Genomic DNA, 25,917 nt, shown 5'->3' on the forward strand with positions numbered 1-25,917 from the left:
CGCGCCTTGCACATGCTCCCCACGCCACCCCGCACCCTGACCATCGCCGGTTCCGATTCCGGCGGCGGCGCAGGCATCCAGGCGGATCTGAAGACTTTCGCCGCGCTGGGCTGCTTCGGCATGAGCGCGATCACCGCCATCACGGCGCAGAACACGCTTGGCGTGACCGGCGTGCACGCGATTCCCGCCGACATGGTCGCGGCGCAGATCGATGCGGTGGCCAGCGACATCGGCGTCGACGCCGCCAAGACCGGCATGCTGGGCACGGCCGCGATCGTCGAAGCGGTGGCCGATGCGGTCGATCGACATGGCATCCGCCGGCTCGTGGTGGATCCCGTCATGATTTCCACTTCGGGCGCCACGCTGTCCGACGATGCAACCAGCCAGGCGATGGTCAGGCTGCTGTTTGCGCGCGCCACGCTGGTCACGCCGAATCTGCCCGAGGCGTCGTATTTGCTGGGCCGGCGCATCGCGCGCCGCGCCGAGATGGAGGCCGCTGCGGCCGACTTGCTGGCCATGGGCTGCCAGGCGGTGCTGCTCAAGGGCGGGCACCTGGAGGACGACGGCCCGGGCGCGGCAGGACTGGACGACCTGCTGATGCTGGCCGACGGCACCGTGCGCGTGTACACACATCGGCGCATCGACACGCCGAACCTGCACGGCACCGGCTGCACGCTGGCCGCGGCCATCGCCGCGCAGCTGGCGCGCGGCGAAGCGCTGCCCGACGCCGTCAGCACCGCGCTCGATTACGTCGCCCAGGCTATCGCCGCCGGCGCGCAACTGCGCCTGGGCGCCGGCAACGGCCCGCTGAACCACAGCTTCGCGCCGCGCGCGCTGGGATGACCACGATGGAAATGCTGACCGACATCGACCTGCGCCAGGACCCCGACGCGCGCTGGTACGTGAAGGACGAAACCGTGCAGGTGACGTTTGCCGCCGGAGCGGGCGAGCTGATCAGCCGCGAGGGGCCTAACCGCTATGGACGCGGCGACGCCATTGTTACCGGCGCCACCGGCGACCGCTGGGTGGTGTCGCGCGCGCGCTTCGATGCGCGCTACCGGCCGGCCGCATCGCACGCCCATGGCGAGGACGGCGCCTATCGCAATCGGCCGACGCCCGTGCTGGTCAAGGAGATGTCGCGCGCCTTTGCCATCGAGCGATCGGCTGGCGGCGACGTGCTCAACGGCAAACCCGGCGACTGGCTGATGCAATACGCGCCCGGCGACCATGGCATCACCGAGCGCGCAAGATTTCTTGCCGTGTACCGGCCCGCGCCGTCGCAACCGTCGGAACGCGCGGAACCGGAAGATCCGAAGGCCTAGTTGCCGCCCACCAGCTGCACCAGCTTGAACGCGGCGCGGGCCGAGCAAACCACCGTGCCCGCGGCGTCGCGGGCCTCGCCCTCGACAAAGGCGATCTTGCCGCCGCGGCGCATGATGCGCGCCTCGAACGTCAGTTCACCGCGCGCGGCGGCCAGGAAATGCGTGGACATGTCGATCGTGATCACGCCGACTTCCAGCGGCGCATGCGAGCGCGCCGCGCCGCTCAGCGTGAAATCGAGCACCGCCATCAGCGTGCCGCCGTGCACGTCGCCACGGCTGTTCACAACGTTCGGGTTGGCGGGCAGCCGGGTGCGGCACAGTCCGTCTTCCATGTGTTCCGGCTGCAGGCCCAGCAGGCGCATCAGCGGGATGTCGATACCGAAATAGGGCTTGTCGGGCGTGCCGGGAGCGGCGGGCTTGATGTCGTGCACAGCTGTTTCCTCTCTGCCGGGTTCCGTAGGTCGGAACCTCATTGCTCTGGTGACTGGACGAGAGAGGATATGCGGATTGGTGGGGCGCTGCCAGATGGAGTGGCCGGTTAGCGCCCAATCTGTCGGATTTCGGGATACGCCGGCGCCGGACGGGGAATTCGTCGCCGCCCTGCCCCCTTGGCGTCCGCTCAGGGCGCGCCGGGGGCAGGCCGGGCGGCCTCAGGCGAACATGCGGGTCAGGTCCGCCACTGCGGCGGGCACGTCGTCGGCCTCGGTGATCGCGCGCACCACCGCCGCGCTGCCCACGCCCACGGCCAGCACTTCGCGCATATTGCCGGCGTTGACGCCGCCAATGCCGACCAGCGACGGAATCACCGGCTGCATCAGCGCCACATACGACTGGAAGCGCCCCATGCCCTGCGGCTGCGTCGGCATGACCTTGGTGGTGGTCGGGAAAATGGCGCCGAGCGCCAGGTAGCTGGGGCCGATGGCCGCCACGCGCAGCATCTCCGCGTAACCGTGCGTGGACACGCCCAGACGCAGGCCCGACGCCCGGATCGCATCGAGATCGGCCTCGTCCAGGTCTTCCTGACCCAGATGGATGCCATAGATGCCGCTGTCGCCGCCGCACGCCGCATGGTGGTCGATCGCCACGCGCCAGTGGTCGTTGATAAACAGCCGCGACGACTGGCCCTTCGCCGCATTGGCGGCGCGTACCACTTCGGCCTTCACCGCGGCGGGATCGTCGGACTTGAAGCGCAACTGCACTGTCGGCACCTTCAACGGCACCAGCTTTTCGATCCAGGCCGCGCTTGGCATCACCGCGTAGAGGCCCAGATCGGGCGGACACGGCGCGAAAGCGGGCGCGGATTGTCCCGGCGGCACCAGCGCGGCATGGCGCACCTTCGGGAAGCGCGCGAAATCGGTCGGCCACGCCGCACTGCCCGGCTGCCACGCGCGCGCGATGCACAGCGCGTCGTGCGCGGGAAAATGCAGCGACAGCGCCGCGCACAGCACGGCCACGAAGGCCGGCGAATGCGCGGTCTCGTCGTCGGCCGGCACGTCGAGCACCCAGGTGCCCATCGGCGAACGCACCGTGTCGATCCAGCGGCCGCCTTCGCGCTCGGTTTCGATCAGCACCGCATTGGCCGCCGCAACGCGATCGATCGCATTGGTCTCGGCCTCGCCATCGGACAGCACCACGTCGTGGCCGCCCAGCGTGGCCGGCGCATTGGCCAGTGGCCACGCGCGCCACGGCGTGTCATCGCGCCCGAACCTCGCGGCAAAGCGCTCCATCAGGTCTTCGAACAGGGCGGCGTCGATGGCCGCGGCAACACCCGGGCGCGTCATGCGCGATCCTCCGCGCCTTCGGCGTGCCAGAACGGCATGCCGACCACGGGCGTGCTGGCCTGCGCGACTTCGCGCTCGGGCATCGGCCCGGCCAGATAGGCGGTGCGGCCGGCCTGCACGGCCTGGGCGAACGCGCGTGCCATGTTCACCGGATATGCTGCCTGCGCGACGGCGGTGTTCAGCAGCACGCCGTCGTAGCCCCACTCCAGCACCTGCGCCGCATGCGACGGCAATCCCAGCCCCGCGTCGACGATCAGCGGCGTATCGGGCAGGCGGTCGCGCAGCGTGCGCATCGCGTGCGGATTGACCGCGCCGCGCCCGGTGCCGATCGGCGCGGCCCACGGCATCAGCGCCTGGCAGCCCACATCCAGCAGGCGGCGGCACAGCACCAGGTCCTCGGTGCAGTACGGCAACACCTTGAAGCCTTCCTTGATCAGCGTTTCGGCCACGGCCGGCATGTTCAGCGTATCGGGCTGCAGCGTGTAGTCGTCGCCGATCAGTTCGAGCTTGATCCAGTCGGTCTCGAACACTTCGCGCGCCATCATCGCCGTATTGACGACCTCGTTGGCAGTGAAGCAGCCGGCGGTATTGGGCAGCACCGGCACGCCCAGCGTGCGCAGCATCTGCCAGAAGGTGTCGCCGCCCAGCGTCTGGCCGTCGCCGCTGCCCACCGCGCTCTGGCGGCGCAGCGCCACGGTGATCATGGCCGGGCGCGACGCCTCGACGGCGGCCTGCAGCGTGGCCGGCGACGGATAGCGGGCGGTGCCCAGCAACAGGCGCGAATCGAACGATTCGCCATACAGCACGAACGGATCGCGCAACGATTCAGCAGGTTCGAATGTCATGATGATTTAGCCTCCCGTCACCGGTTGCACGAGATCGATCTGGTCGCCCGCGTGGAGCGAGGTGGCCGCATGCGCGGTGCGCGGCACGAACTGGCCGTTCACCGCGGCGGCAAACGGCGGCGCGATGGCAGCCGCGCTTACCGCGTCCGCCAGCGTGGCGGCGTCGGGTAACTGCAGCGGTTTGCCATTGAGCAGGATTTCCATGGTGTTGTCGGATTAATGGAGCAGACCGCCGCCGGCGTCCGGAAAGCCGCCGCGCGCGAGCGACGCCGGTTCGTGCACGGGAGCGATCATGCCGGGCCAGCGCAGCGACGACGGCACCGCGTGCGCGGCCGGATCGCCATCGAGCAGCGCGCGCACCACCTGGCACGCGGCCTCGGTCACCGCCGGCGCAATCAGCCAGCCGTGGCGGTACAGCCCGTTCACGCGCACCACGCGCGACGGCTGGTCGACGCGAATCGCGGGCAGGTGATCCGGGCGCGTCGGGCGGCGCTGCACGTTGAGTTCGAGCACGCGCGCCTCGCCGAACGCGGGATGCAGCGAATGCGCCGCCGAGAGCAGTTCCAGCGCGGATCGCACGCTCATCGGCGAATCGTCTTCGCTTTCGATTTCGGTGGCGCCGATCACGTAGAGATCGTTCGGCTTGGGCGCGATATAGATCGGATAGCGCGGATGCAGCAGGCGCACCGGCCGCTGCAGCTTGACGTCGGGCGCATGCACGCGCACCACCTCGCCGCGCAACCCGCGCAACCCCGGCAGGGCCGCGCGCTGCGCGTCGGTAGCATCGGTCCACGCCTCGCGCGCGCCCAGGCCGCGGCAGTCGAGCACCACGCCCGCGTGGATGCCCATGCCCGGCAGCGCATCGGCATCGATCTCGCCGGCCTCCCAGACGCAATGCATGCCGTGCTCGATGGCGCAGGCCAGCAGCGCGCGCATCGCGCCGCGGTTGTCGAGCTGGCCTTCGCCCTGCAGCAGCAGGCCCTGCGGGAAGCGTCCGGCCAGCGCCGGTTCAACCTGGCCCACGCCGTTGCCGTCCAGCGCGCGCAGGCGATCCTGCACCAGCTCGGGGGGCGCCACGGCGCGCATGCGGCTGGTGAACAGCGAGACTTCGGCGCGGTCGCGCGCATGCCATACCACCAGCGTGCCGTCTTCCTGGAAGAACACGCGCTCGGGCAATTCCTGCAGCCAGCTGCGCCACAGATCGACGCTGGCGATGCCGAGGTCGACGATGCGGCGTTCGGCAATGGCGGATTCGGCCAGCGGCGCGAGCATGGCCGCGGCCACATGCGCGGCCGAGCCGCTGCCGTCGGGGCCGCCCCGCTCGATCAGCGCCACGCGGGCGCCGGCGCGCACCAGTTGCCAGGCGGATAACCGCCCGGCGAGACCGGCGCCGAGGATGGCGACATCGAAGGACTGTACTGCTGTCATGGCTTGTATGCCGGCGGCGTTGACAAAGCTGGTACGCCGTCCGGCCTCCTGTTGGGTGAATACCGCCGCGCCGCGTGGGGGCGCCGCGCGCGGGACTCGGGTACTGCGGCACTGCCGGGCGCCGGCGCGAAAGCACGCGCGGCGCCCGTCCTGCAAGGTACGGCTTACGAATAGATCTTGGCGCCCGACTTCACGAACTCGATCGACTTCTCCTCCATGCCGCGCTGCGCATCGGGCAACGACGCCGCGTAGTCGCGCACTTCCTGGGTGATCTTCATCGAGCAGAACTTCGGCCCGCACATCGAGCAGAAGTGGGCGATCTTGGCGCCTTCGGCCGGCAGCGTCGCATCGTGGAAAGACCGTGCGCGTTCCGGATCGAGGCCGAGATTGAACTGGTCTTCCCAGCGGAATTCGAAGCGTGCCTTGGACAGCGCATTATCGCGCAGCTGCGCACCCGGCCAGCCTTTGGCCAGATCGGCGGCATGCGCGGCGATCTTGTAGGTGATGATGCCCTCGCGCACGTCTTCCTTGTCGGGCAGCCCCAGATGCTCCTTCGGCGTGACGTAGCACAGCATGGCCGTGCCCATCCAGCCGATGTTGGCCGCGCCGATGCCGCTGGTGATGTGGTCGTAGCCCGGCGCGATGTCCGTGACCAGCGGCCCCAGCGTATAGAACGGCGCTTCGTAGCAGTGCTTGAGCTCCTCGTCCATGTTGGCCTGGATGCGCTGCAGCGGCACGTGGCCCGGACCTTCGATCATCACCTGCACGTCGTGCTTCCACGCCTTGGCGGTCAGTTCGCCCAGCGTGCGCAGCTCGCCGAATTGCGCGTCATCGTTCGAATCGGCGATGCAGCCCGGCCGCAGGCCGTCGCCCAGGCTGAACGACACGTCGTACGCCTTCATGATTTCGCAGATCTCGTCGAAGTGCGTATAGAGGAAGTTTTCCTTGTGATGGGCCAGGCACCACTTGGCCATGATCGAGCCGCCGCGCGACACGATGCCGGTCACGCGGTCGGCCGTCAGCGGCACATAGCGCAGCAGCACGCCGGCGTGGATCGTGAAGTAGTCCACGCCCTGCTCGGCCTGCTCGATCAGCGTGTCGCGGAACATTTCCCAGGTCAGGTCCTCGGCGATGCCGCCGGTCTTGTCCAGCGCCTGGTAGATCGGCACCGTGCCGATCGGCACCGGCGAATTGCGCAGGATCCATTCGCGCGTTTCGTGGATGTGCTTGCCGGTGGACAGGTCCATGATGGTGTCGGCGCCCCAGCGGATCGACCACACCATCTTTTCCACTTCCTCGGCCAGCGACGACGTGACCGCCGAATTGCCCAGGTTGCCGTTGATCTTCACGCGGAAGTTGCGGCCGATGGCCATCGGCTCCAGTTCCGTGTGGTTGATGTTGGCGGGAATGATGGCGCGGCCGGCGGCCACTTCGCGGCGCACGAATTCCGGCGTCATGTCTTCCGGACGCAGCGGCAGCGACGCGCCCAGCGCGTTGCCCGGATGCTGGCGCAGCAGCGCCTTGTACTCGGGCTTGTCGTACAGCGCCTGCAGGTTCAGCGATTCGCGCAGCGCCACGTATTCCATCTCGGGCGTGATGATGCCGCGGCGTGCGTAGTGCATCTGCGACACGTTGGCGCCGGCCTTGGCGCGGCGCGGGTTGGTCAGTTGGGCAAAGCGCAGGTGTGCGGTGGCGGGATCCTTGGCGCGCGCCAGGCCGTATTCCGACGACAGGCCGGGCAGCACCTCGGTGTCGTTGCGTTCCTCGATCCATTTGGCGCGCACGGGCGGCAGGCCGGCCTTGAGATCGATGTGCACGTCGGGGTCGCTGTACGGACCCGAGGTGTCATAGACCGGGATCGGCGGATTCGCCATTTCGCCCTTGTCGGTGCGCGTGGCGGTTTGCAGGATCGTGCGCAGCGGCACGCGGATATCCGGGCGGCTGCCCGTGATGTAGGTCTTGCTGGAAGCCGGATAGGCAAACTTCTGGTCGAGATCGCTTTCGAGCGATTCGAAAGATGCGGCGGGGGCAGTACGGGCCATGGGTGTCGTCCTCTCTCTTGCGGGGATGGACGAAACCAGGAGCCCTGTGAGCCCGCCAGCGCGGCGGCGCCGGTGGCGGCGTCCTCTGGATGCGGAAGACCCGGGGGACAAGAGCAATTCGGTTCTGTTTGAAACTTCCCACGCCGGTACTAGCCGGATCGGGTTCGAAGGGACTCTCTCAGCCGCCCGGCCCATCCGGACGGCACCCCTGTTTCATCCAACGGGCTGAATTTAAGCACATGGGCCCGACCAGCGCTACCCAAAATTCTGTCGCAACAGTCGTGCATGCCGGTATCGAAGCGATCGTGCTGCACTGCACGACGCGCGCGATGTGTGCGCGCCGACACTTGGAGGCGGGTCGCGCGCCGGGGACATGCACCGATGTTTTGAACGCGGGAGTTGCCGTACCATGGCCGGCACCGGTAGTTCCATGTGCCAACAGCGGCCCGCAGCGCCGCCCCAGGAGATGCCATGACCGCCACGCCCGCCGCCGACGTCGAAAGCGCGCAGACGCATCGCGTCTTCAATCAGGTGCCCGACCTGGCCTACTACAACCTGTTCGACAGCGATCCGGCCCTGCGCGCCGCGCTCGACCGGGTTGGCGGCGGCTGGCATAGCGACGCGCTGTCGCGCTACGGCGCGCGGCTGGGCGAACCGGAAGTGCAGGCGTGGGCCGCCGACGCCAACCGTCTCACCCCTGAACTGCACACGCACAGCCGCACTGGTGAGCGCATCGACCAGGTGCAGTTCCACCCGGCCTGGCACAACCTGCTGGCGTTGCTGCGCAGTCAGCAATTGCAGGCGCTGCCGTTTGCGCAGCCGCGCGCGGGTGCATGGGGCGCACGCGCGGCCGGCTATTTCCTGCAGGCCCAGGTCGAATCGGGATCGCTGTGCCCCACCACGATGACCTTCGCCAGCATTCCGGTGATGCGTCACGAGCCGGCGCTGTTCCGCGATCTCGAGGCGCGCCTGTTTTCCACCGAGCACGACGCGCGCGACCTGCCGTGGCGCGACAAGAGCGCGGTGATGATCGGCATGGGCATGACCGAAAAACAAGGCGGCTCCGATGTGCGCGCCAACACCACCGTGGCCACTCCGCTGCGCGGCGAGGGGCGCGGTGCGGAGTACGCGCTGACCGGCCACAAGTGGTTTTTCTCGGCGCCGATGTGCGACGCGCATCTGGTGGTGGCACGCATGGGCGCCGCCGATGGCCCGCTGTCGTGCTTCTTCGTGCCGCGTTTTCGTGACGACGGCAGCAAGAATCCGATCCTGATCCAGCGCCTCAAGGACAAGCTTGGCAACCGCTCCAATTCCAGCAGCGAGGTGGAATTCCGTGGCGCCACGGGCATCCTGATCGGCGAGGAAGGCCGCGGCATTCCCACCATCATCGAGATGGCCACCAATACGCGCCTCGACTGCGTGATCGGCAGCGCGGCGCTGCTGCGCGCCGCACTGGTGCAGGCGCTGCATCACGCGCGCCACCGCATGGCGTTTGGCAGGCTGCTGGCGGACCAGCCGCTGATGCGCAACGTGCTGGCCGATCTGGCGCTGGAATCGGCCGCGGCCACGCAGATGATGATGGCGCTGGCCAACGCCTTCGAGCACGCCGACGACGATCCACTGGCGGCCGCGTGGAAGCGCGTGATGACGCCGGCCGCCAAGTTCTGGATCTGCAAGCGTGCGCTCGAAGCCACCGGCGAGGCGATGGAAGTCTGGGGCGGCAACGGCTATGTCGAGGAAGGACCGATGGCGCGGCTGTACCGCGAAGCGCCGGTGAATTCGATCTGGGAAGGCTCGGGCAACATCATGTGCCTGGACGTGCTGCGCGCGCTGCAACGCAATCCCGACGATGGCCTGCGCATCCTGCAGGACCTCGCGCGGCTGTCGAACGGCGACGCGGCGGTGCGCGCGGAGCTGGCGTCGCTGCAAGCGATGCTGCATGCACCGGCCGACACGCTCGAAGCCAACGCGCGCCGCTTTGCACAAGGTCTGGTGCTGACCGCGCAGGCCGCGCTGATGATCGCGCATGCCGACCCGACATCGGCCAGCCACTTTGTTGCCAGCCGGTTGGGGCGGCAGCATGGGCGCGTGTTCGGCACGCTGGATGCCGATGTCGGCACTTTGGCGCGCATCGCCGAAGCTGCCTGGCCGGCCTGACACGCAAAACTGTGCGGCAATCGCACAGCAACGGCTGCATCGCTATCCCCCACCTTCAGGGGATATCGCCGCTGCCGTAAACGTTGTGGCGACGGGCTCCCGCCCGCCTGCGAACCAAGTCGTCACAATCGGCGGCGCGCGCCAACCAACGTGCGCCGTAAGCCCCCCATGAATATCAGCAAACGTCTGCTCCTCACGCTGTCCCTTGCGTTGTTCGCCCTGTTGTTTGTCGGCCTAGGTGGTATCTGGCAGATGACCCAGTCGGAAGCGCGCTTCGAATACTTCAACGACAACACGCTCGGCAGCGTGCGCGATCTCAACAATGTCAGCAGCGCGCTGGCCAACGTGCGCGTGGCGCTGTATCGCCATGCGATGACCGACGATATCGGCGCCAAGGCCGATGCCGAGGCGCTGCTCGACAAGGCCAACAAGCGCTTCGATGAACTGCTGGCCAAGTACGAACGCGACGATCTGTCCGACGACACCGACCGCAAGATGCTCGAAGCGGATCGCGCGGCCATGAAGGTGTATCGCGATCAATTTCCCGCCTTCCTGGAACGCTCGCGCAACAGCGACTTCGCCGCCACGCAGAAAATGCTGACCAGCGGCGAGGTGCACCAGGCGTCGAGCGCCGTGCGCAAGGCGCTCGACGATCACCTGGAATACAACACCAAGCTCGGCGAGGAGGCCGTGGCGCACAACAAGGCGCAATACCAGACGTCGGTGCGGGTGTTTTCGGTCGTCATCGTGCTGGCCGTGGCGATCACCGCGTTCATGGCCCTCGGGCTCTATCGGCGCATCCGCGGCAGCCTCGCGGAAATCCAGGGCACGCTCGAACATGTGAGCCAGTCGCTCGATCTCGATCACCGCGCGCCGGTGGACCGGCTCGATGAAATCGGCCTGACCGCGCAGTCGTTCAATGCGCTGATCGAGCGTGTGGCCGGCACGCTGCGCGAAGTGCGCCGCTCGACCGATTCGGTCGGGGTGGCCGCCGCGCAGATCGCCGCGGGCAACGTCGATCTGTCGACGCGCACCGAACAGCAAGCCGCATCGCTGGAAGAAACCGCATCGAGCATGGAACAGCTCACCGCCACCGTGCGTCAGAACGCCGAGAACGCGCGCCAGGCGTCGTCGCTCGCGTCCAACGCGGCGCAGGTGGCCGACGAGGGCAATCAGTCGGTGCAGCAGATGGTCGATACGATGGGCGCCATCAGCAGCAGCTCGGAGCGCATTGCCGAAATCACCAACCTGATCGAGGGCATCGCTTTCCAGACCAACATCCTCGCGCTCAATGCCGCCGTGGAAGCGGCTCGTGCGGGCGAACAGGGGCGTGGTTTTGCGGTGGTGGCCGGTGAAGTGCGCAGCCTGGCGCAGCGCTCGTCGAGCGCGGCCAAGGAAATCAAGGAACTGATCGAGACATCGGTGGACACGGTGCGCACCGGGTCGGCACAGGCGCAGGGTGTGGGCGACACGATGACCCATATCCGCCAGGCCGTGAAGCGCGTGTCCGACATCATCGCCGAAATCTCCGCGGCGTCGCAGGAACAAAGCGCCGGCATCGAACAGGTCGGCCACGCCGTGGGGCAGATGGATCAGGTGACGCAGCAGAACGCCGCGCTGGTGGAAGAAGCGGCCGCCGCCGCGCAATCGCTGGACGAACAGGCAGGCAAGCTGCGCGAGATGGTGAGCCAGTTCCAGATGCGCGGGTGATGCACGCGGCCGGCGCGGCGTGTGTGGCACACGCCGCGCCGGCCTGTTCGAACTGTTCGGCCGGATCGAACTATTCGGCCGCCACAGTCTCGCGAATGCGCAGCGTCACGTGCGGCGCGTAGCGGATCAGGTCGTGGGCGCGCTCGCCGATCATGATGGCTGGCGCGTTGGTATTGCCGCCGATCAGTGTCGGCATGATCGATGCATCGACCACGCGCAGGCCCTCCACGCCGCGCACGCGCAATTGCGGATCGACCACGGCCAGCGCATCCATGCCCATGCGGCAGGTGCCCACCGGGTGATAGATCGAATCGGCGTGAGCGCGGATCAGCGCGCGCGCCGCGTCGTCATCGCTGCCATCGAGGCGCAAGCCGTTCGAATATAGTTCGCGTCCGCCGAACGTGGCCAGCGGCGTCTGCGCGAGGATCGCGCGCACGATGCGCAGGCCGGCCAGCATGTCGTCCAGATCGCGCGGATCGGACAGGAAGCGCGGATCGATCTGCGGCGCCGCGCGCATGTCGGCGCTCGCCAGCCGCACCTCGCCGCGGCTACGCGGGCGCAGCACGCAAACATGACACGAGTAGCCGTGCCCGAAGTGGATGCGGCGCATGTGGTCGTCGGCCATGCCGACCACGAAGTGCAACTGCAGGTCGGGCTCCGCCAGCTCGGCGCGGCTGCGCACAAAGGCGCCCGCTTCGGCGAAATTGGACGCCAGCATGCCCGTGCGGTCGCGCCGATACCGCAGATATTCGCCGAGCAGCCGCCACGCGCCGGGCAGCGAGAGGCCGAACAAGCCCGCGTCCGCTGCGCGCTTGTGCAGCACGATGTCGAGGTGATCCTGCAGATTGCCGCCGACGCCCGGCAGATCGTGCACCACGGCGATGCCATGCGCGCGCAGATGATCGGCCGGCCCCACGCCTGACACCATCAGCAATTGCGGCGATCCGAATGTCCCGGCGCTGACGATAACTTCGCGCCGCGCACGCAGCACGATTTCGCGTCCGTCGCGCCAGGCCAGCACGCCCACCGCGCGGCGTTTTTCAAACAGGATGCGCAGCACCTGCGTGCCGGTCATCACATGCAAGTGATTGCGCCCGCCGTTGCTGCGGCGATCGCGCGCATTGCCGCCATGCAGGTAGGCGCGCGCGGCGTTCCAGCGCTCGCCGCTGTGCTGCGTGACCTGATACCAGCCCACGCCTTCCTGTTCGTCGCCATTGAAATCGTCGTTGCGCACGATGCCGGCGCGCTGCGCGGCCTCGATGAAATACTGACCGAATGGATTCGGCGTACGCGGATCGCAAACATGCAACGGGCCGGTGCCGCCGTGCAGCGGATCGTCGTCATGGCCAGCCACGCGTTCGTTGCATTCGGCGCGACGGAAATACGGCAGCACGTCGTCCCACGACCAGCCGTCGCAGCCGTGTGCCGCCCAGCCGTCGTAATCGCTGGGACGCCCGCGCATGTAGATCATCGCGTTGATCGACGACGAGCCGCCCAGTCCGCGGCCGCGTGGCTGGTAGCCGCGGCGCCCGCCCAGGCCGGGCTGCGGCACGGTCTGGTAACCGTAGTTGCGCGCCCCGGCGCGCGGCAGCATCGCCGCGCATCCGGCAGGTGTGCGCACCAGCACATGATGATCGTGCGCACCGGTTTCCAGCAACGCGATCGTGTCGTTGCCGCTATCGGCCAGGCGTCCCGCCAGCGCGCAGCCGGCCGATCCGGCGCCCACCACGAGATAGTCGAAAGTCGTTTCCATCTGTCTCCTCGCACGCCGGGCGCCGGGCCCGTGCCGCACAGCCCTGGCGATTCCCGACGCATGGCTGCCGCGAAAATCCAGTGTAGGCGCTGCCGGGGGGCTGGTGAAGCGGAGCACGGCGTCGCCGGGGCGGACGGCACTGCGCGCAGCTGCGCCGCGCGTTTGAGAGCGGCGCTCCATTGCGATAACGTGCGCCGTGCCTTATGGTGCGCGATGGCCCATGAAAAGCAGAAGCCGGCAAGGAGACAGCCAATGAGAGAAGTGCCCGCCATGTCCACGGTGTTCGACGCCATGCGCGCCGCGTCACGTCACGACCAATCGCCGACGTGGGATGTGCGCGCCGACCGGCTGCGCCGGCTCAAGCGGCTGGTGCGCGATCACCACGAAGCGATCGCCGCGGCCATCAACGCCGATTTCACGAATCGGCCGCGTCAGGAAACCGCGCTGCTGGAAGTGTTTCCCAGCCTGGCCGGTATCGATGACGCACTGCGGCATGGCAAGCGCTGGATGCGCGTGCGTCGCGCCCGCACGGGCCTGTGGTTCAAGCCGGGCAAATCGCGTCTGATGCCGCAGCCGCTGGGCGTGATCGGCATCGTGGTGCCCTGGAATTACCCGCTCTATCTGACCATCGGGCCGCTGACCGGCGCGCTGGTGGCCGGCAATCGCGCGATGGTGAAGCTGTCGGAATACACACCGCGCTTTTCCGAACTGTTCGCGCAACTGGTGCAGGCGACGTTTGCGCCGGACGAAGTGGCCGTGGTCAATGGCGATGCGGAGGTGGCTGCGGTCTTCAGCGCGCTGCCCTTCGACCATCTGCTGTTCACGGGATCGACCAACGTCGGCCATCACGTGATGAAGGCCGCGGCGGCCAACCTGACGCCGGTGACGCTGGAGCTGGGCGGCAAGTCGCCGGCGATCGTGGGGCCCGGCGCCGATTTCGAGCGCGCCGTCGAACGCATTCTGGTCGGCAAACTGCTCAACGCCGGGCAGACCTGCATCGCGCCGGACTACGTGATGGTGCAAGCCGAGCAGCGCGACCGCTTCGTGGACGCCGCGCGGCGCGTGGCCGGCCGACTCTATCCCGATATCGCGCGCAATGCCGACTACACCAGCATCATCAGCCCACGTCACTTTGACCGTCTGGTGTCGATGATCGACGCCGCAGGCGCGGCCGGCGCGCGCGTCGTGCCGCTGACCGACGCCGCGCCGGACGCCGCCGCGCGCCGTCTGCCGCCCGTGTTGCTGACCGATGTGCCCGATGATGTCCGGGCGATGCAGGAGGAAATCTTCGGACCGGTCCTGCCCGTGGTGACGTATCGCACCGTGGACGAGGCGATCGCCTTCGTCAATGCGCGCCCGCGCCCGCTGGCGCTCTATGTGTTCGACAAGCGCGGCGATGTGGTCGATCGCGTGATGCGGCAGACCGTGGCCGGTGGCGTAACCGTCAACGACACGCTGTTCCATATCGCCCAGGACGACCTGCCGTTTGGCGGCGTCGGCCCGAGCGGCATGGGCGTGTATCACGGCGAGGCTGGTTTCGAGACGTTCTCTAAGCTCAAGCCGGTGTTCCATCAAGCCGGCCTGAATGGCGCGGGGCTGCTGAAACCGCCCTACGGCAAACGGTTCGAATCGATGCTGAAGATGCTGATGCGCTGAATCGCCGGCCGCCTGCGCCACTTGCGGCGCGTGGCGCCCATGCGGCACATGCGGCCGGGCTGGAGGCAAGAACCGCCTCAGGCGGCCAGCATCGGCTTGCCCAGCATGCGCGACAGCACCGCTTCCGGAGAATGGGTGCGGTCGGAGATGGCGGCCGGATCAAGATAGATCGTCTGCTCCATCATCGCGCGCCCGCGCATCGCCGCGTGCAACAGCTGGTCGCTGAACACGATCCACGTGGCGCCGGGCGGGAAATGGAATTCCTGCTGCGGCACCGTCTTCTGGTAATCGAGGTCCGCCTTGGCCAGATCGTGCAACTGCAGCATGCGGTGATCGTATTCGCTGCGCTTGCGCTTGGTGATGTGCAGCGTCTTCATCAGCCAGGCCTGGCCGGGCCACATGCCATGGGTTTTGGGCACGAAGCGTTGCGCGAAATCGGCAAACGGCTCGCCCACGCGCCAGACGCGCGGCGCTTGCGGATCGATGTTGTGGAACACGCGCAGCAGGCGCTTGCCCAGCATCGGATTGGACGGAAAGGCATCGACGTGCAGGCGCGTGTCGTCCTTGCGCCAGCTTACCGGGCGTCCGGCAATCTCGCTCGGCCGCAGCGACGTGCCCGCGCGCGTCATGTGCGGCAGGTATTCCGGCAGCAGCGCGCGAATCAGCGCCTCGCTCGATTCGGCATAGCGGCGGATCAGGTTGTACAGATCGGTCAGGTCCTGCTGGCTGCCCGCCGCGCCGCGCACCGCATGCTCGTTGGCGCGTAGGTTGATGTTCTTGGATTTGCCGTCCGAATAGCGCGAATCGAGAAACCGTTCCTCGCCGGCCTGGAAGTGGAAATGCAGGTTGGGGAAATACAGCACGGCGCCCTGCTCCAGCTCGCGCCGCAGTGTGGCGCGCGTTTCGGGCGATACCTCGGGAGACCAGTCGGTGTACGGCTGGGTGCGGATCAGGTCCAGGGCCATGGCGGTTTTGCGTGAAATCGGTCTGCCCGGATTCTACCCGCATGCACGCCAGGCTCCGCTGGCGCGCCGTCAACAAAAAACCCCGCGCGGTCCGTCGGACCGGCGGGGTTTTCCGTCAATGCGGGCGAAGCTTACAGGCCGGCCGCGGCGCGCAGGGCGGCCGCCTTGTCGGTGGCTTCCCACGAGAACTCCGGCTCTTCACGGCCAAAGTGACCGTAGGCGGCGCTCTTCTCGTAGATCGGGCGCAGCAGGTCCAGCATCTGGACGATGCCCTTCGGACGCAGGTCGAAATGCTCCTGCACCAGTTCGGCGATCTTCGCGTCCGAGATCTTGCCGGTGCCTTCCGTGTACACGGTGACGTTGATCGGACGGGCCACGCCGATCGCGTAGCTCACCTGCACCTGGCACTGGCGCGCCAGGCCGGCGGCCACCACGTTCTTGGCCACGTAGCGTGCGGCGTAGGCCGCCGAGCGGTCAACCTTGGACGGATCCTTGCCCGAGAACGCGCCGCCGCCATGCGGCGATGCGCCGCCGTAGGTGTCGACGATGATCTTGCGGCCGGTCAGGCCGCAGTCGCCCTGCGGGCCACCGATCACGAAACGGCCGGTCGGATTCACCAGGTACTTGGTTTCCTTGAGCATGTCGGCCGGCAGCACAGGCTTGATGATCTCTTCGATCACGGCTTCGCGGATCTGTGCCTGCGAGATGTCCGGCGCGTGTTGCGTCGACAGCACCACGGTGTCCACGCTATGCGGACGGCCGTCCACGTAGCGAACCGTCACCTGCGACTTGGCGTCCGGGCGCAGCCAGGGCAGGCGGCCGTCGCGGCGCAGTTGCGACTGGCGCTCGACCAGGCGGTGCGCGTAGTAGATCGGGAACGGCATCAGTTCCGGGGTTTCGTCGCAGGCGTAGCCGAACATCAGGCCCTGGTCGCCCGCACCCTGGTTCAGGTAGTCGTCCGAGGCGCGGTCGACGCCCTGGGCGATGTCCGGCGATTGCTTGTCATACGCAACCAGCACGGCGCAACCCTTGTAGTCGATGCCGTAGTCGGTGTTGTCGTAACCGATGCGCTTGATGGTGTCGCGTGCGACCTGGATGTAGTCGACGTTGGCCGTGGTGGTGATTTCGCCCGCCAGCACCACCAGACCGGTGTTGCAAAGCGTTTCGGCCGCCACACGCGCGTACTTGTCCTGCGCCAGAATGGCGTCGAGGACAGCGTCCGAAATTTGGTCTGCGACTTTATCGGGATGGCCTTCGGAAACGGATTCCGAGGTAAAGAGGAAATCGTTCGACACGATCAAGTTTCTCCAGATTGGCTATTGCGTGCCACCCTTCGAGATCGTGCGGCGACGCTTTAGCGGTATTTTCAAGCCACCCGGGTAGAGCGGCATCGCCCCGCAAGTTGTCAGTTAACTCGGCGATGGCAGGTATTATACGCGGCTGCCGCGTTCGTTGCAGCGCGCCAATGATGGCAAAGCCACACTCCGGATTGCCCCGGGTTGCGCAGACCTGTTCCCGGGTCGATCGGCCGCGCGCCTGCCTTTCCGGTCTGGACAATCCGGGCCGCACGGCGCTCTGGTTTGGTATTGCCCCGGATAAATGTCCCTTACGTCGCCATGACTTTTCTTTTCTGGCTCATCTCCCGGCTGCCCCTGCGGGCGCTGCACGCCATCGGCGGCGCGCTGGGCCTGTTGGCCGCGCGGCTGCCGGGCCGCTACGGGCAGCGGCTCACCGAAAACTTCCGCCGCGCCTTTCCCGACGCCACCGACGCCATGCTTGCCGAAGCCGCGCGCCACGCCGGCCGGTTGATCATGGAGATGCCGTATTTCTGGAGCCGCAAGACGATCACCGTCCGCACCGACAATTTCGACGATCACCTCTGGCCCGAACTGGCGCGCCTGGAGGCCGCGGGCAAAGGTGTGATCGTATTGACGCCGCACCTGGGCTGCTTCGAAGTCCTGCCGTTGTCCTACGCGCGCCTGCGCCGCGTGACGGCGATGTTCAAGCCGCCGCATCAGCCGTGGCTGCGCGAATTCGTCGAACGGATGCGCACCCGGCCCAACATGGCGATGGCGCCGGCCACGCCGCGCGGCGTGCGCATGCTGGTCAAGGCGCTCAAGCGCGGCGAAGCCGCCGGCATCCTGCCCGACCAGGTGCCGACCGGCGGCGAAGGCACCTGGGCGCCGTTCTTCGGCGCGCCCGCCTATTCGATGACGTTGGTGCACCGCCTGCAGCAACTGACCCGGGCGCCGGTGGTAATGGTCTACGCTGAGCGCCTGCCGCGCGGTGCCGGCTATCGCGGCCATCTGCGCATACTGTGCGACGGCGGCATGCTGCCGGACGACCCGGCCGCGGCCTCGGCCGTGATCAACGCGACGATCGAAGATCTGATCGCGATCGATCCGACGCAATACCTTTGGGGATATAACCGCTACAAGCATCCGGCCGGCGCCGAACTGCCGCCGGAGACCCCGACCGCCATGCAAGCGGTATCCCACGACAATATCCAATGAGCCGCATATTTACCTGGCTTGGCATCGGCCTGCTGACGGTGCTGGGAAAACTCCCATACCCATTTGTTGCACGTTTTGGCGAGGCGCTGGGCGGCCTGCTCTACCACATTCCAAATCCCCGCCGCGAGGTAGTGCGCGCCAATCTGCGCCTGTGCTTTCCCGAGCGCACGGCAGAGGAAATCGACGCGCTCGCGCGCGAGACCTATCGCAAGGTGTTTCGCAGCTTTGCCGAAGGCGGCATTTTCTGGACCAGCGACGAAGCCAAGATGCGCCGCCTGGTGCAAATTAATGACCAGGCCAATCTGGTCGCGCTGGACGGCACGCCCCATATACTCGTCACGCTGCATCTTTCCGGGCTGGAAGCCGGCGCGATCCGCCTGACGATGCACCTGCGCGATAACGTCGGCCGGTCCGGCGCCTCGCTTTATACGGTGCAGAAAAACAAGCTGTTCGACGATTTCCTGAAGGTGGCGCGCGGGCGCTTCGGCGCGAATATGATTTCGCGTAACGACAGCGTGCGCAACATTCTCCGCGTGCTCAAGAAAGGCGAGGCGCTGCAGCTGATTTCCGATATGGATTTTGGCGAACGCGATTCGGAATTCGTGCCGTTCTTCGGCGTGCAGGCGCTGACGCTAACCGCAGTGTCGCGCCTGGCGCGGTTGGCCGGCGCCAAGGTGGTGCCGATCTTCACCGAGCAGTTGCCCGATTACAAGGGCTATGTGCTGCACATTCTGCCGCCGTGGGAGAACTACCCCGGTGACAGCGTGACCGACGATACGCGGCGCATGAATGCGTTTTTCGAGGAAGCGATCCGCCCGCGCGTGGCCGATTATTACTGGGTCCACAAACGCTTCAAGCATCGCCCGCCCGGCGAACCCGACATCTACTGATTACAATCGTCGACATGAAACTCCAGTTCACCAAGATGCACGGCGCCGGCAACGATTTCATCGTGCTGGACGGCATCAACCAGAAACTCGATTTGACCGACGCGCAGTGGCGCGCGCTGGCGAGTCGTCATTTCGGCATCGGCGCGGACCAGATCCTGATCGTCGAAAAATCGGCGCGCGACGATGTGGATTTCCGCTATCGCATTTTCAATTCGGATGGCGGTGAAGTCGAACATTGCGGCAATGGTGCGCGCTGCTTCGTGCGCTTCGTGACCGACAAAGGTATGACGGATAAGCGCTCGGTGCGCGTGGAAGTCATGAATGGCGTGATCACGCTGACGCTGCAGGACGACGGCCAGGTCACCGTCGACATGGGCGCGCCCGAACTGACCCCGGCGCGCGTGCCGTTCGTGCCCGAAGGGCTGCCCACCCGCGTCGAGGGCGACGACACGCTGTACGGCCTGGAAATCAACGGCCGCACCGAGTGGATTTCCGCGGTGTCGATGGGCAACCCGCACGCGGTGCAGGTGGTGGACGACGTCGAGCAGTTTCCCGTGCTGCAGGACGGCCCGGTGATCGAGCATCACAAGTCGTTTCCGAATCGCGTCAACGCGGGCTTCATGCAGGTGGTCGATCGCCATGCGGTGAACCTGCGCGTGTTCGAGCGCGGCGCTGGCGAAACGCTGGCCTGCGGCACCGGCGCATGCGCGGCGGTGGTGGCCGGCATCCGGCGCGGGCTGCTCGATTCGCCGGTGAAAGTGTGCACGCACGGCGGCGACCTGAGCATCGCGTGGCAAGGCGTGGGGCAGTCCGTGCAGATGACCGGTCCGGCGACGACCGTGTTCGAAGGGTCTATTGACCTCGCGGCGCTACCTGCCTGACCATGGGGCCTGTCCCGCCATCTGGCGGGCCGTGTGGAATGCGGGGTGCCCCACCCGCCACCGGAGAGCCCATGACCCTGGACGATTTCCGCATCACCTCCGGCAAGCAATTCAAGCTTGCCAGCTTCGACCCCGGCAGCAAGCCGCTGTCCACGGGCAACAAGACTTCCGACAATGCCCATCTGACCGAGCTGAGCACCCAGCTCGACGCCTTGCAGGATATTTTCTACGCCGAGCACACGCACAAGCTACTGATCGTGTTGCAAGGCATGGATACCAGCGGCAAGGATGGCACCGTGCGCTCGGTATTTCGCAGTTTCGATCCGCTCGGCGTGCGCGTGGCCAGTTTCAAATCCCCCACGCCCGAAGAACTGGCGCACGACTACTTGTGGCGCGTGCATGCCCAGGTGCCGCGCAAAGGCGAAATCGCCATTTTCAACCGCAGCCATTACGAGGACGTGCTGATTACGCGCGTGCACGGCTGGATCGACGAGCGCGAATGCGAACGCCGCTACAAACAGATCCGCGCATTCGAGCAAATGCTGGTGGAAACCGGCACGACCATCGTCAAATGCTTTCTGCACATTTCAAAGGACGAGCAGAAAAAACGGCTGGAAGAGCGCATTGCCGATCCACAGAAACACTGGAAATTCGACATGCAGGATCTGGCCGAGCGCAAGTTCTGGAAGGAATACCAGAAGGCATACGAGGACGCCATTGCCGCGACCGCCACGCCGGATGCCCCCTGGTATATCGTGCCGGCCGATTCCAAGAGCCACCGCAACCTGATGGTGGCTGAAATCCTCAAGGCGGTATTCGACACCATCAAGCCGGCATATCCCCCACCCAACCCTGCGCTGGCCAAAGTGGTGGTCGAATAGTGCGGGGCGATTAGGCGATCGGCGGCGGCCGGCGGCTTCAGGTGTCGCCGTTGCCGCGATGCACATCATGCGTGACGAACGGCCGCTCGGCGCCCGGCATGGCCAGCCAATGCGGATGTTTCAGCGTGTCGCGAATATCGTCGAGCCCGCTGGACCAGTGCTCGTGCATCGTCAGCACGCCAAACTGATAATCCTTGGCGCTGCCCTCGAAAGTCTTGTCGCGATAAATCAGCTGGATGACATTGCGGCGCGCGTCGCACGCATGATCGGCGGCGCGCTTGTACCAGGGATCGTCGCGTTTTGACGGCGGCACCAGCGCCATCACCTCGCTCAACATGCGGCGATAGTTTTGCTGTTCGCGCATGTAATCGGTAATCGCGCGGGTGCGGCTCGAATACTGGATGTCTTTCTGACGCTCGGCCACATCCAGCAGGTTATGCGGCAGCTTGCCGCGCGCGCTCCATAAATCCACCTGGAAAATCAGCGCATCGCGGCGCGGCTGGGCGGTCAGCACTTCCTGCAACGGCGTGTTCGAAACCAGGCCGCCATCCCAGTAATACTCGCCGTCGATTTCGACCGCCGGAAATCCCGGCGGCAGCGCACCCGACGCCATGAAATGCTCGGCGCGCAGCGTCATGCGGGTATTGTCGAAATAGGCGAAATTGCCGGTGCGCACATTGACCGCGCCCACCGAGACGCGCATTTCCTTGGGCCGGTTGATGCGGTCGAAATCGACAAAGCGTTCGAGCGTGGCCTTCAGCGGAGCGGTGTCGTAGTAGCTTGCGCGAGCCGGATCCTCGCCGCGCGCCCACAGGTCGGCGATGCCGCGCGGCGTGAAAAAGCCGCGCTGGCCTTCCACCAGCGCCCGTGCGGCGTTCAGGCCATCGAACCAGACGCGGATCGGTTCCGGCCACAACGGCGCCGCCTCGGTCAGCAGGTCGAGCGGCAAGCCGGGCAGCCACGGCTGCGCGCAGATGTATTCCCAGAACGCACGCAGTTGTGCCACGCGGGTTTCGGGCGGATTGCCGGCGATTACGGCCGCATTGAGCGCGCCGATCGAAATCCCCGCGATCCAGTTCGGATGGATGCCGCCCTCCGCCAGCCCCTGATAGACGCCGGCCTGATACGAGCCAAGCGCACCGCCGCCCTGCAACACCAACGCGCGGATCGCATAGGCTTCATGCGCGGGGCCGTCGTGTGCCGGTTCATCCGCCGCGCAATGCTCGAGCGGCGGGCGGCCACGCGTGGCGGCCGACGCCGTGCGAGCCTTGGCCGGCGTGGCCGCATCGGGCGCCGAATCCTGCGGCGGCGCGCCCTGCTCGCCAATCTCGCGTTTGATCGCCTGCCGGTCCTGCTGGTCCTGCCGCCGCTTTTGCGCCACGCCGTTGCTCCCCTGGAAATGAAAACGGCCCCGAGCGGGGCCGTGTTTGCCGTCAGACGCCGTACTTCTGACGATAGGCAGCGACAGCGTCGCGAGAGTTCCCGAGCGCCGGGTCCTGCGAGGCATCGAGATAGGCCAGCAGATCCTTGAGCGTGGCGATGGCGATCACGGGCACGCCGTATTCGCGCTGCACATCCTGGACCGCGGAATGCGTGCCGATGTTGTCGGCCGTGCCGCTTTTTTCCATGCGATCGAGCGCGATCAGCACTGCGGCCGGCTCTGCCCCGGCGGCGCGAATCAACTGCATCGACTCGCGCACGGAAGTACCGGCCGAGATCACGTCATCTACGATCACAACCTTGCCGCTGAGCTTGGCGCCCACCAGCGTGCCGCCTTCTCCATGGTCCTTGGCTTCCTTGCGGTTGTAGGCAAAACCGACGTCGCGCCCCATGCCCGCCAGCGCTACCGCGGTGGCCGACGCGAGCGTGATGCCCTTGTAGGCCGGCCCGAACAGCACGTCGAACTGCAGGCCCGAGCCAAGCAGGGTCTTCGCGTAGAATTGCGCCACCTGGCCCAGCATCGCGCCCTGGTTGAACAAGCCGGCGTTGAAGAAATACGGCGACTTGCGGCCAGCCTTGGTCACGAACTCGCCAAAAGACAGCACGCCCGCATCCAGTGCAAAGCGAATAAAGGACTGGCTAAGGTCGTCCGGCGTGGTCTGCTGCGTCATTTTCACTCTCTGAATTCAAAATTTCCCGAGATGTTACGGATTATCAGCGCCAACCTCAACGGCATCCGGTCGGCCGCCAAGAAAGGTTTTTTCGACTGGATGGGCAAGCAGGAAGCGGACATGGTCTGCGTACAGGAACTGAAGGCGCAGGAAGCCGACATGACCGAAGCATTCCTTGCGCCGCATGGGTATCACGGGTATTTCCATTACGCCGAGAAAAAGGGCTACAGCGGCGTGGGCCTGTACACGCGCCACAAGCCCGAGCGCGTGATCACGGGCTTCGGCAACGCGGAATTCGACGCGGAAGGCCGCTATGTCGAGGTGCAGTATCCGCACCTCGCCGTGATTTCGGTGTATGTGCCGTCCGGGTCCAGCTCCGAGGAGCGCCAGCAGGCGAAATTCCGTTTCATGGAATCGTTCCTGCCCCATCTGCTCCAGTTGAAGGCCAGCGGCCGGGAAATCGTCCTGTGCGGAGATGTGAACATTGCGCACAAGGAAATCGACATCAAGAACTGGAAGGGCAACTTGAAGAATTCCGGTTTCCTGCCCGAAGAGCGCGCATGGATTGGCGAGCTATTCGACAACCATGGCTATGTGGATGTGTTTCGCCAGCTCGATCCCCGGCCCGAGCAATATACCTGGTGGAGCAACCGCGGCCAGGCATATGCCAAGAACGTGGGGTGGCGCATCGATTACCACCTGACCACCGCGAAGATCGCCGCAACCGCCAAGGTCTGCTCGATCTACAAGGACGAAAAGTTCAGCGATCACGCGCCACTGTCGATCGACTACGACTTTCCCCTGTAAGCCCGCGCTTGTAACGCGGCGAAACTACCCTGACTGGTGATTTTTGGCCGGTTGGAACCGTGCCGGACGGCAATGGGCGGTTTTGGCGTAAACCCTGCGTCCGGCCCTCAACCTCGCTACAATGCAGGTTCGCCATCCGTTCGGACAGGCGATTTTTCGCATTTTTCAGAGTGAGTCCGCCATGGTTTTCAAAGTGTTCGTCGATGGTCAGGAAGGCACCACCGGTCTCCGGCTGCTTGACTATCTCTCGGGCCGCTCCGATGTGGAGCTGCTGCGCATTGCCGATGACAAGCGCAAGGACCCGCAGGAGCGAGCACGCTTTCTGAACGCCTCGGATGTGTCGTTCCTGTGCCTGCCGGACGTGGCCTCGCGCGAGGCCGTGTCGCTGGTGACCAATCCCGATACCTGCGTGATTGACGCCAGCACGGCGTTCCGTACCTCGGACGCCTGGGCCTACGGCCTGCCGGAACTGACACGCGGCCAGCGCGACAAAGTGCGCGCCAGCAACCGCATCGCGGTGCCGGGCTGCCACGCCAGCGCCTTCGTGCTGGCGGTGCGCCCGCTGGTGGAAGCGGGCCTGATGCCGGCCGACTACCCGGTCACGGCGTTTTCGCTGACCGGCTACAGCGGCGGCGGCAAGTCGATGATTGCCGAGTTCGAAGCGGGCGGAAATCCGAAGCTGATGAGCCCGCGGCCCTACGCCTTGGGTCTGGCGCACAAGCACCTGCCGGAAATGCGCGTGCAGGCCGGGCTGACGCAGGCGCCGATCTTCAACCCGATCGTCGGCAACTTCCTCAAGGGCCTGGCCGTGACGGTGCCGGTGTATCCGTCGCTGCTGTCGCGCAAGGCCGACGCCGAGGCCATTCTCGACATCTATCGCAAGCACTACGAGGGCGAACAGTTCGTGCGCGTGCATCCGTTCAACAGCGATGCCAACCTCGACAATGGTTTCTTCGATGTGCAGGCCAGCAACGACACCAATCGCGTCGACCTGTTCGTGTTCGGCAATGAAGAACGCCTGAATCTGGTGGCGCGGCTGGACAACCTGGGCAAGGGCGCAGCCGGCGCAGCGGTTCAGTGCATGAACGTGCGCATTGGCGCCGACGAGGCGGCTGGCCTGAAGGCCTGATCCGCCGCGCCGCGGTCAACGAAAAAAAGCCGGCTCACTGCGAGCCGGCTTTTTTGTCGTCCGGGGTTTCCAGCTTCAGCGGCTTGCGCTGGTCGTCGTCGCCGTTGTCGACCGGCGCGCCACCAAGATTGGCCATGTTGGTCTGGTAGGGCGAGAGCTTTTCCATCGGCATTTCCATCGCCCGGGCGTACAGCGGCAGCACTTCCTTCATATGGGCTTCCAGCACCGCAATGCGGCTGCGTCCGGACGGATGGGTCGACGAGAATTCGTCGCCGGCCCGCAGGAACTTGCCCATTTTCTGCCACAGCGTGATGGCCGCGCGCGGGTCGTAGCCGGCGCGCGACGCGATGTCCATGCCGATCAGGTCCGCCTCGGTTTCTTCCTGGCGCGAAAAACGCAGCGACAGCATCTTCGCGTTCGATCCAATGTCCATGTTGCCCAGATTGCCAAACCCGGTCAGCTGCGACACCACGTTGGCGCCCAGATTGGAGATCTCGGCCTGCGCGGCGCGCTGGCGCGCATGTTCTTCCAGCGCGTGGGCGATCTCGTGGCCCATCACCATCGCCACTTCGTCGTCGGTAAGTTTCAGGTCGTTCAGCAAACCCGTGTACACGGCCATCTTGCCGCCCGGCATGCAAAACGCGTTGACCTGATCGGCGCGAATCACGTTGATTTCCCACGCCCAGCGGCCGGCGCGCGGATTCCACAGCACGGTCTGCGGCAACAGCCGGACGCCGATCTCGCGCAGGCGCAGCACCTGGGGATCGGAATCGTCGAGCAGCGTATGCCGGGCGATGGCTTCCTGCTTGACCTGTTCATATTCGCGCGCCGCCTGCTGGTCGATGACCGCCATCGGCACAATCTCGCGCACGCGCGATTCGCGCCGCGCCAGCTGCACGCCATCGGTGGGCGCGGCCACCTGCGACAGCTCCTGCGCACTGGCGGCTGCCGCGGCGGCACATATCGCAACCGCCAGGGCGGCGCGCAAGCAGAACTGACGCATGGTCTCGGGTGCGATGGAATTCACGGCAGGGGTCGATGCGAAA

At 66.3% G+C, this 25,917-nt stretch carries 23 protein-coding genes and 1 riboswitch; of the genes, 11 read left to right on the forward strand and 12 right to left on the reverse strand.

All coding sequences use genetic code 11. From position 1 onward, the window contains the following. Positions 1-12 precede the first annotated feature (12 nt). Both thiD and AC1RKI_RS02585 read left to right on the forward strand, forming a co-directional pair. Entirely contained in the window at positions 13-843 is an 831-nt protein-coding gene (gene thiD, locus AC1RKI_RS02580) for a bifunctional hydroxymethylpyrimidine kinase/phosphomethylpyrimidine kinase (RefSeq protein WP_061956232.1), read from the forward strand. Positions 844-848: 5 nt separating this feature from the next. Beyond that, the gene (locus tag AC1RKI_RS02585; RefSeq protein ID WP_492794324.1) at positions 849-1,322 is read left to right on the forward strand and encodes a PGDYG domain-containing protein; all 474 of its coding nucleotides are present in this window, start codon (positions 849-851) and stop codon (positions 1,320-1,322) included. Here AC1RKI_RS02585 and AC1RKI_RS02590 read toward each other — a convergent pair. The 6 genes from AC1RKI_RS02590 to thiC form a co-directional block, all read right to left on the reverse strand. Next, the gene (locus AC1RKI_RS02590; protein ID WP_061956234.1) at positions 1,319-1,753 is read right to left on the reverse strand and encodes a PaaI family thioesterase; all 435 of its coding nucleotides are present in this window, start codon (positions 1,751-1,753) and stop codon (positions 1,319-1,321) included. The two genes, AC1RKI_RS02585 and AC1RKI_RS02590, sit on opposite strands and share 4 nt — an antisense overlap. 219 nt (positions 1,754-1,972) lie before the next feature. Continuing rightward, entirely contained in the window at positions 1,973-3,103 is a 1,131-nt protein-coding gene (locus AC1RKI_RS02595) for a thiamine phosphate synthase (RefSeq protein ID WP_492793967.1), read from the reverse strand. After that, the gene (locus tag AC1RKI_RS02600; RefSeq protein WP_061956238.1) at positions 3,100-3,948 is read right to left on the reverse strand and encodes a thiazole synthase; all 849 of its coding nucleotides are present in this window, start codon (positions 3,946-3,948) and stop codon (positions 3,100-3,102) included. Before AC1RKI_RS02600 ends, AC1RKI_RS02595 begins: the two co-directional genes overlap by 4 nt. 6 nt (positions 3,949-3,954) lie before the next feature. Next, entirely contained in the window at positions 3,955-4,152 is a 198-nt protein-coding gene (gene thiS, locus AC1RKI_RS02605) for a sulfur carrier protein ThiS (RefSeq protein ID WP_061956240.1), read from the reverse strand. Positions 4,153-4,164: 12 nt separating this feature from the next. Beyond that, complete coding sequence (locus AC1RKI_RS02610; protein WP_341247760.1) at positions 4,165-5,376, reverse strand: FAD-dependent oxidoreductase; 1,212 nt, start codon at positions 5,374-5,376, stop codon at positions 4,165-4,167. 164 nt (positions 5,377-5,540) lie between these two features. Continuing rightward, on the reverse strand, positions 5,541-7,418 hold the full coding sequence (gene thiC, locus AC1RKI_RS02615) for a phosphomethylpyrimidine synthase ThiC (protein ID WP_061956244.1): 1,878 nt from the start codon (positions 7,416-7,418) through the stop codon (positions 5,541-5,543). Positions 7,419-7,536: 118 nt separating this feature from the next. Next, a riboswitch (TPP riboswitch) is annotated at positions 7,537-7,638 on the reverse strand. Positions 7,639-7,889: 251 nt separating this feature from the next. On the opposite strand from thiC, the gene AC1RKI_RS02620 reads away from it, so the two are divergent. Then, positions 7,890-9,575, forward strand: a complete 1,686-nt coding sequence (locus AC1RKI_RS02620; protein WP_492793964.1) for an acyl-CoA dehydrogenase family protein — start codon at positions 7,890-7,892, stop codon at positions 9,573-9,575. A gap of 168 nt (positions 9,576-9,743) precedes the next feature. Further along, positions 9,744-11,285 (forward strand): methyl-accepting chemotaxis protein, encoded by a 1,542-nt coding sequence (locus tag AC1RKI_RS02625; protein WP_492793962.1) that lies wholly within the window; start codon positions 9,744-9,746, stop codon positions 11,283-11,285. A 70-nt stretch (positions 11,286-11,355) separates the two neighbouring features. On the opposite strand, the gene AC1RKI_RS02630 is transcribed toward AC1RKI_RS02625, so the two are convergent. Further along, the gene (locus AC1RKI_RS02630; protein ID WP_061956249.1) at positions 11,356-13,038 is read right to left on the reverse strand and encodes a GMC family oxidoreductase; all 1,683 of its coding nucleotides are present in this window, start codon (positions 13,036-13,038) and stop codon (positions 11,356-11,358) included. 213 nt (positions 13,039-13,251) lie between these two features. Between AC1RKI_RS02630 and AC1RKI_RS02635 the strand changes: the two genes are divergently transcribed. Then, complete coding sequence (locus tag AC1RKI_RS02635) at positions 13,252-14,694, forward strand: coniferyl aldehyde dehydrogenase (protein WP_084003953.1); 1,443 nt, start codon at positions 13,252-13,254, stop codon at positions 14,692-14,694. Between the two features lie 77 nt (positions 14,695-14,771). Here AC1RKI_RS02635 and kdoO read toward each other — a convergent pair whose 3' ends face one another. Next, a complete protein-coding gene (kdoO, locus tag AC1RKI_RS02640) occupies positions 14,772-15,659 on the reverse strand; it encodes a Kdo hydroxylase KdoO (RefSeq protein WP_492793959.1) in 888 nt (295 codons plus the stop codon). Between the two features lie 131 nt (positions 15,660-15,790). Beyond that, positions 15,791-16,954 carry a methionine adenosyltransferase gene (gene metK / locus AC1RKI_RS02645; RefSeq protein WP_061956383.1) on the reverse strand — a complete coding sequence of 388 codons (1,164 nt, stop codon included), beginning with the start codon at positions 16,952-16,954 and terminating at the stop codon, positions 15,791-15,793. A gap of 321 nt (positions 16,955-17,275) precedes the next feature. Between metK and AC1RKI_RS02650 the strand changes: the two genes are divergently transcribed. The 4 genes from AC1RKI_RS02650 (at position 17,276) to AC1RKI_RS02665 (ending at position 20,824) form a co-directional block, all read left to right on the forward strand. After that, positions 17,276-18,172, forward strand: coding sequence for a lysophospholipid acyltransferase family protein (locus AC1RKI_RS02650; RefSeq protein ID WP_150980842.1), 897 nt, complete (start codon positions 17,276-17,278; stop codon positions 18,170-18,172). After that, positions 18,169-19,062: a lipid A biosynthesis lauroyl acyltransferase gene (locus AC1RKI_RS02655; RefSeq protein WP_061956257.1), complete on the forward strand. Its 894-nt coding sequence runs from the start codon at positions 18,169-18,171 to the stop codon at positions 19,060-19,062. The genes AC1RKI_RS02650 and AC1RKI_RS02655 overlap by 4 nt, the downstream gene beginning before the upstream one ends. A 14-nt stretch (positions 19,063-19,076) precedes the next feature. After that, complete coding sequence (gene dapF / locus AC1RKI_RS02660; protein ID WP_492793956.1) at positions 19,077-19,943, forward strand: diaminopimelate epimerase; 867 nt, start codon at positions 19,077-19,079, stop codon at positions 19,941-19,943. A 71-nt stretch (positions 19,944-20,014) separates the two neighbouring features. Then, positions 20,015-20,824, forward strand: coding sequence for a polyphosphate kinase 2 family protein (locus AC1RKI_RS02665; RefSeq protein ID WP_061956261.1), 810 nt, complete (start codon positions 20,015-20,017; stop codon positions 20,822-20,824). A 37-nt stretch (positions 20,825-20,861) separates the two neighbouring features. Here the strand turns inward: AC1RKI_RS02665 and AC1RKI_RS02670 are convergent, their stop codons facing one another. Both AC1RKI_RS02670 and pyrE read right to left on the reverse strand, forming a co-directional pair. Beyond that, complete coding sequence (locus AC1RKI_RS02670; protein ID WP_492793954.1) at positions 20,862-22,205, reverse strand: DUF3734 domain-containing protein; 1,344 nt, start codon at positions 22,203-22,205, stop codon at positions 20,862-20,864. Between the two features lie 52 nt (positions 22,206-22,257). Further along, on the reverse strand, positions 22,258-22,935 hold the full coding sequence (gene pyrE / locus AC1RKI_RS02675; RefSeq protein ID WP_061956265.1) for an orotate phosphoribosyltransferase: 678 nt from the start codon (positions 22,933-22,935) through the stop codon (positions 22,258-22,260). 30 nt (positions 22,936-22,965) lie between these two features. On the opposite strand from pyrE, the gene AC1RKI_RS02680 reads away from it, so the two are divergent. Both AC1RKI_RS02680 and argC read left to right on the forward strand, forming a co-directional pair. After that, positions 22,966-23,742 (forward strand): exodeoxyribonuclease III, encoded by a 777-nt coding sequence (locus tag AC1RKI_RS02680; RefSeq protein ID WP_061956267.1) that lies wholly within the window; start codon positions 22,966-22,968, stop codon positions 23,740-23,742. 181 nt (positions 23,743-23,923) lie between these two features. Further along, positions 23,924-24,871 carry an N-acetyl-gamma-glutamyl-phosphate reductase gene (argC, locus tag AC1RKI_RS02685; protein WP_061956269.1) on the forward strand — a complete coding sequence of 316 codons (948 nt, stop codon included), beginning with the start codon at positions 23,924-23,926 and terminating at the stop codon, positions 24,869-24,871. 34 nt (positions 24,872-24,905) lie between these two features. Here argC and AC1RKI_RS02690 read toward each other — a convergent pair whose 3' ends face one another. Beyond that, entirely contained in the window at positions 24,906-25,874 is a 969-nt protein-coding gene (locus AC1RKI_RS02690; protein ID WP_150980845.1) for a M48 family metallopeptidase, read from the reverse strand. Between the last annotated feature and the right edge of the window lie 43 nt (positions 25,875-25,917).

It is taken from the genome of Cupriavidus sp. GW822-FHT06G04, from assembly GCF_058799075.1.

Excerpts from the sequence above, each read along its gene's own strand:
- AC1RKI_RS02595 (WP_492793967.1), bottom strand. The coding sequence starts at position 3,103 with ATGACGCGCCCGGGTGTTGCCGCGGCCATCGACGCCGCCCTGTTCGAA.
- AC1RKI_RS02625 (WP_492793962.1), top strand. The coding sequence starts at position 9,744 with ATGAATATCAGCAAACGTCTGCTCCTCACGCTGTCCCTTGCGTTGTTC.
- thiC (WP_061956244.1), bottom strand. The coding sequence starts at position 7,418 with ATGGCCCGTACTGCCCCCGCCGCATCTTTCGAATCGCTCGAAAGCGAT.
- AC1RKI_RS02585 (WP_492794324.1), top strand. The coding sequence starts at position 849 with ATGGAAATGCTGACCGACATCGACCTGCGCCAGGACCCCGACGCGCGC.
- AC1RKI_RS02600 (WP_061956238.1), bottom strand. The coding sequence starts at position 3,948 with ATGACATTCGAACCTGCTGAATCGTTGCGCGATCCGTTCGTGCTGTAT.
- thiD (WP_061956232.1), top strand. The coding sequence starts at position 13 with ATGCTCCCCACGCCACCCCGCACCCTGACCATCGCCGGTTCCGATTCC.
- AC1RKI_RS02650 (WP_150980842.1), top strand. The coding sequence starts at position 17,276 with ATGACTTTTCTTTTCTGGCTCATCTCCCGGCTGCCCCTGCGGGCGCTG.
- AC1RKI_RS02680 (WP_061956267.1), top strand. The coding sequence starts at position 22,966 with ATGTTACGGATTATCAGCGCCAACCTCAACGGCATCCGGTCGGCCGCC.
- AC1RKI_RS02635 (WP_084003953.1), top strand. The coding sequence starts at position 13,252 with ATGGCCCATGAAAAGCAGAAGCCGGCAAGGAGACAGCCAATGAGAGAA.
- pyrE (WP_061956265.1), bottom strand. The coding sequence starts at position 22,935 with ATGACGCAGCAGACCACGCCGGACGACCTTAGCCAGTCCTTTATTCGC.
- AC1RKI_RS02620 (WP_492793964.1), top strand. The coding sequence starts at position 7,890 with ATGACCGCCACGCCCGCCGCCGACGTCGAAAGCGCGCAGACGCATCGC.
- thiS (WP_061956240.1), bottom strand. The coding sequence starts at position 4,152 with ATGGAAATCCTGCTCAATGGCAAACCGCTGCAGTTACCCGACGCCGCC.
- kdoO (WP_492793959.1), bottom strand. The coding sequence starts at position 15,659 with ATGGCCCTGGACCTGATCCGCACCCAGCCGTACACCGACTGGTCTCCC.
- AC1RKI_RS02690 (WP_150980845.1), bottom strand. The coding sequence starts at position 25,874 with ATGCGTCAGTTCTGCTTGCGCGCCGCCCTGGCGGTTGCGATATGTGCC.
- dapF (WP_492793956.1), top strand. The coding sequence starts at position 19,077 with ATGAAACTCCAGTTCACCAAGATGCACGGCGCCGGCAACGATTTCATC.
- AC1RKI_RS02665 (WP_061956261.1), top strand. The coding sequence starts at position 20,015 with ATGACCCTGGACGATTTCCGCATCACCTCCGGCAAGCAATTCAAGCTT.
- AC1RKI_RS02610 (WP_341247760.1), bottom strand. The coding sequence starts at position 5,376 with ATGACAGCAGTACAGTCCTTCGATGTCGCCATCCTCGGCGCCGGTCTC.
- AC1RKI_RS02655 (WP_061956257.1), top strand. The coding sequence starts at position 18,169 with ATGAGCCGCATATTTACCTGGCTTGGCATCGGCCTGCTGACGGTGCTG.
- AC1RKI_RS02630 (WP_061956249.1), bottom strand. The coding sequence starts at position 13,038 with ATGGAAACGACTTTCGACTATCTCGTGGTGGGCGCCGGATCGGCCGGC.
- argC (WP_061956269.1), top strand. The coding sequence starts at position 23,924 with ATGGTTTTCAAAGTGTTCGTCGATGGTCAGGAAGGCACCACCGGTCTC.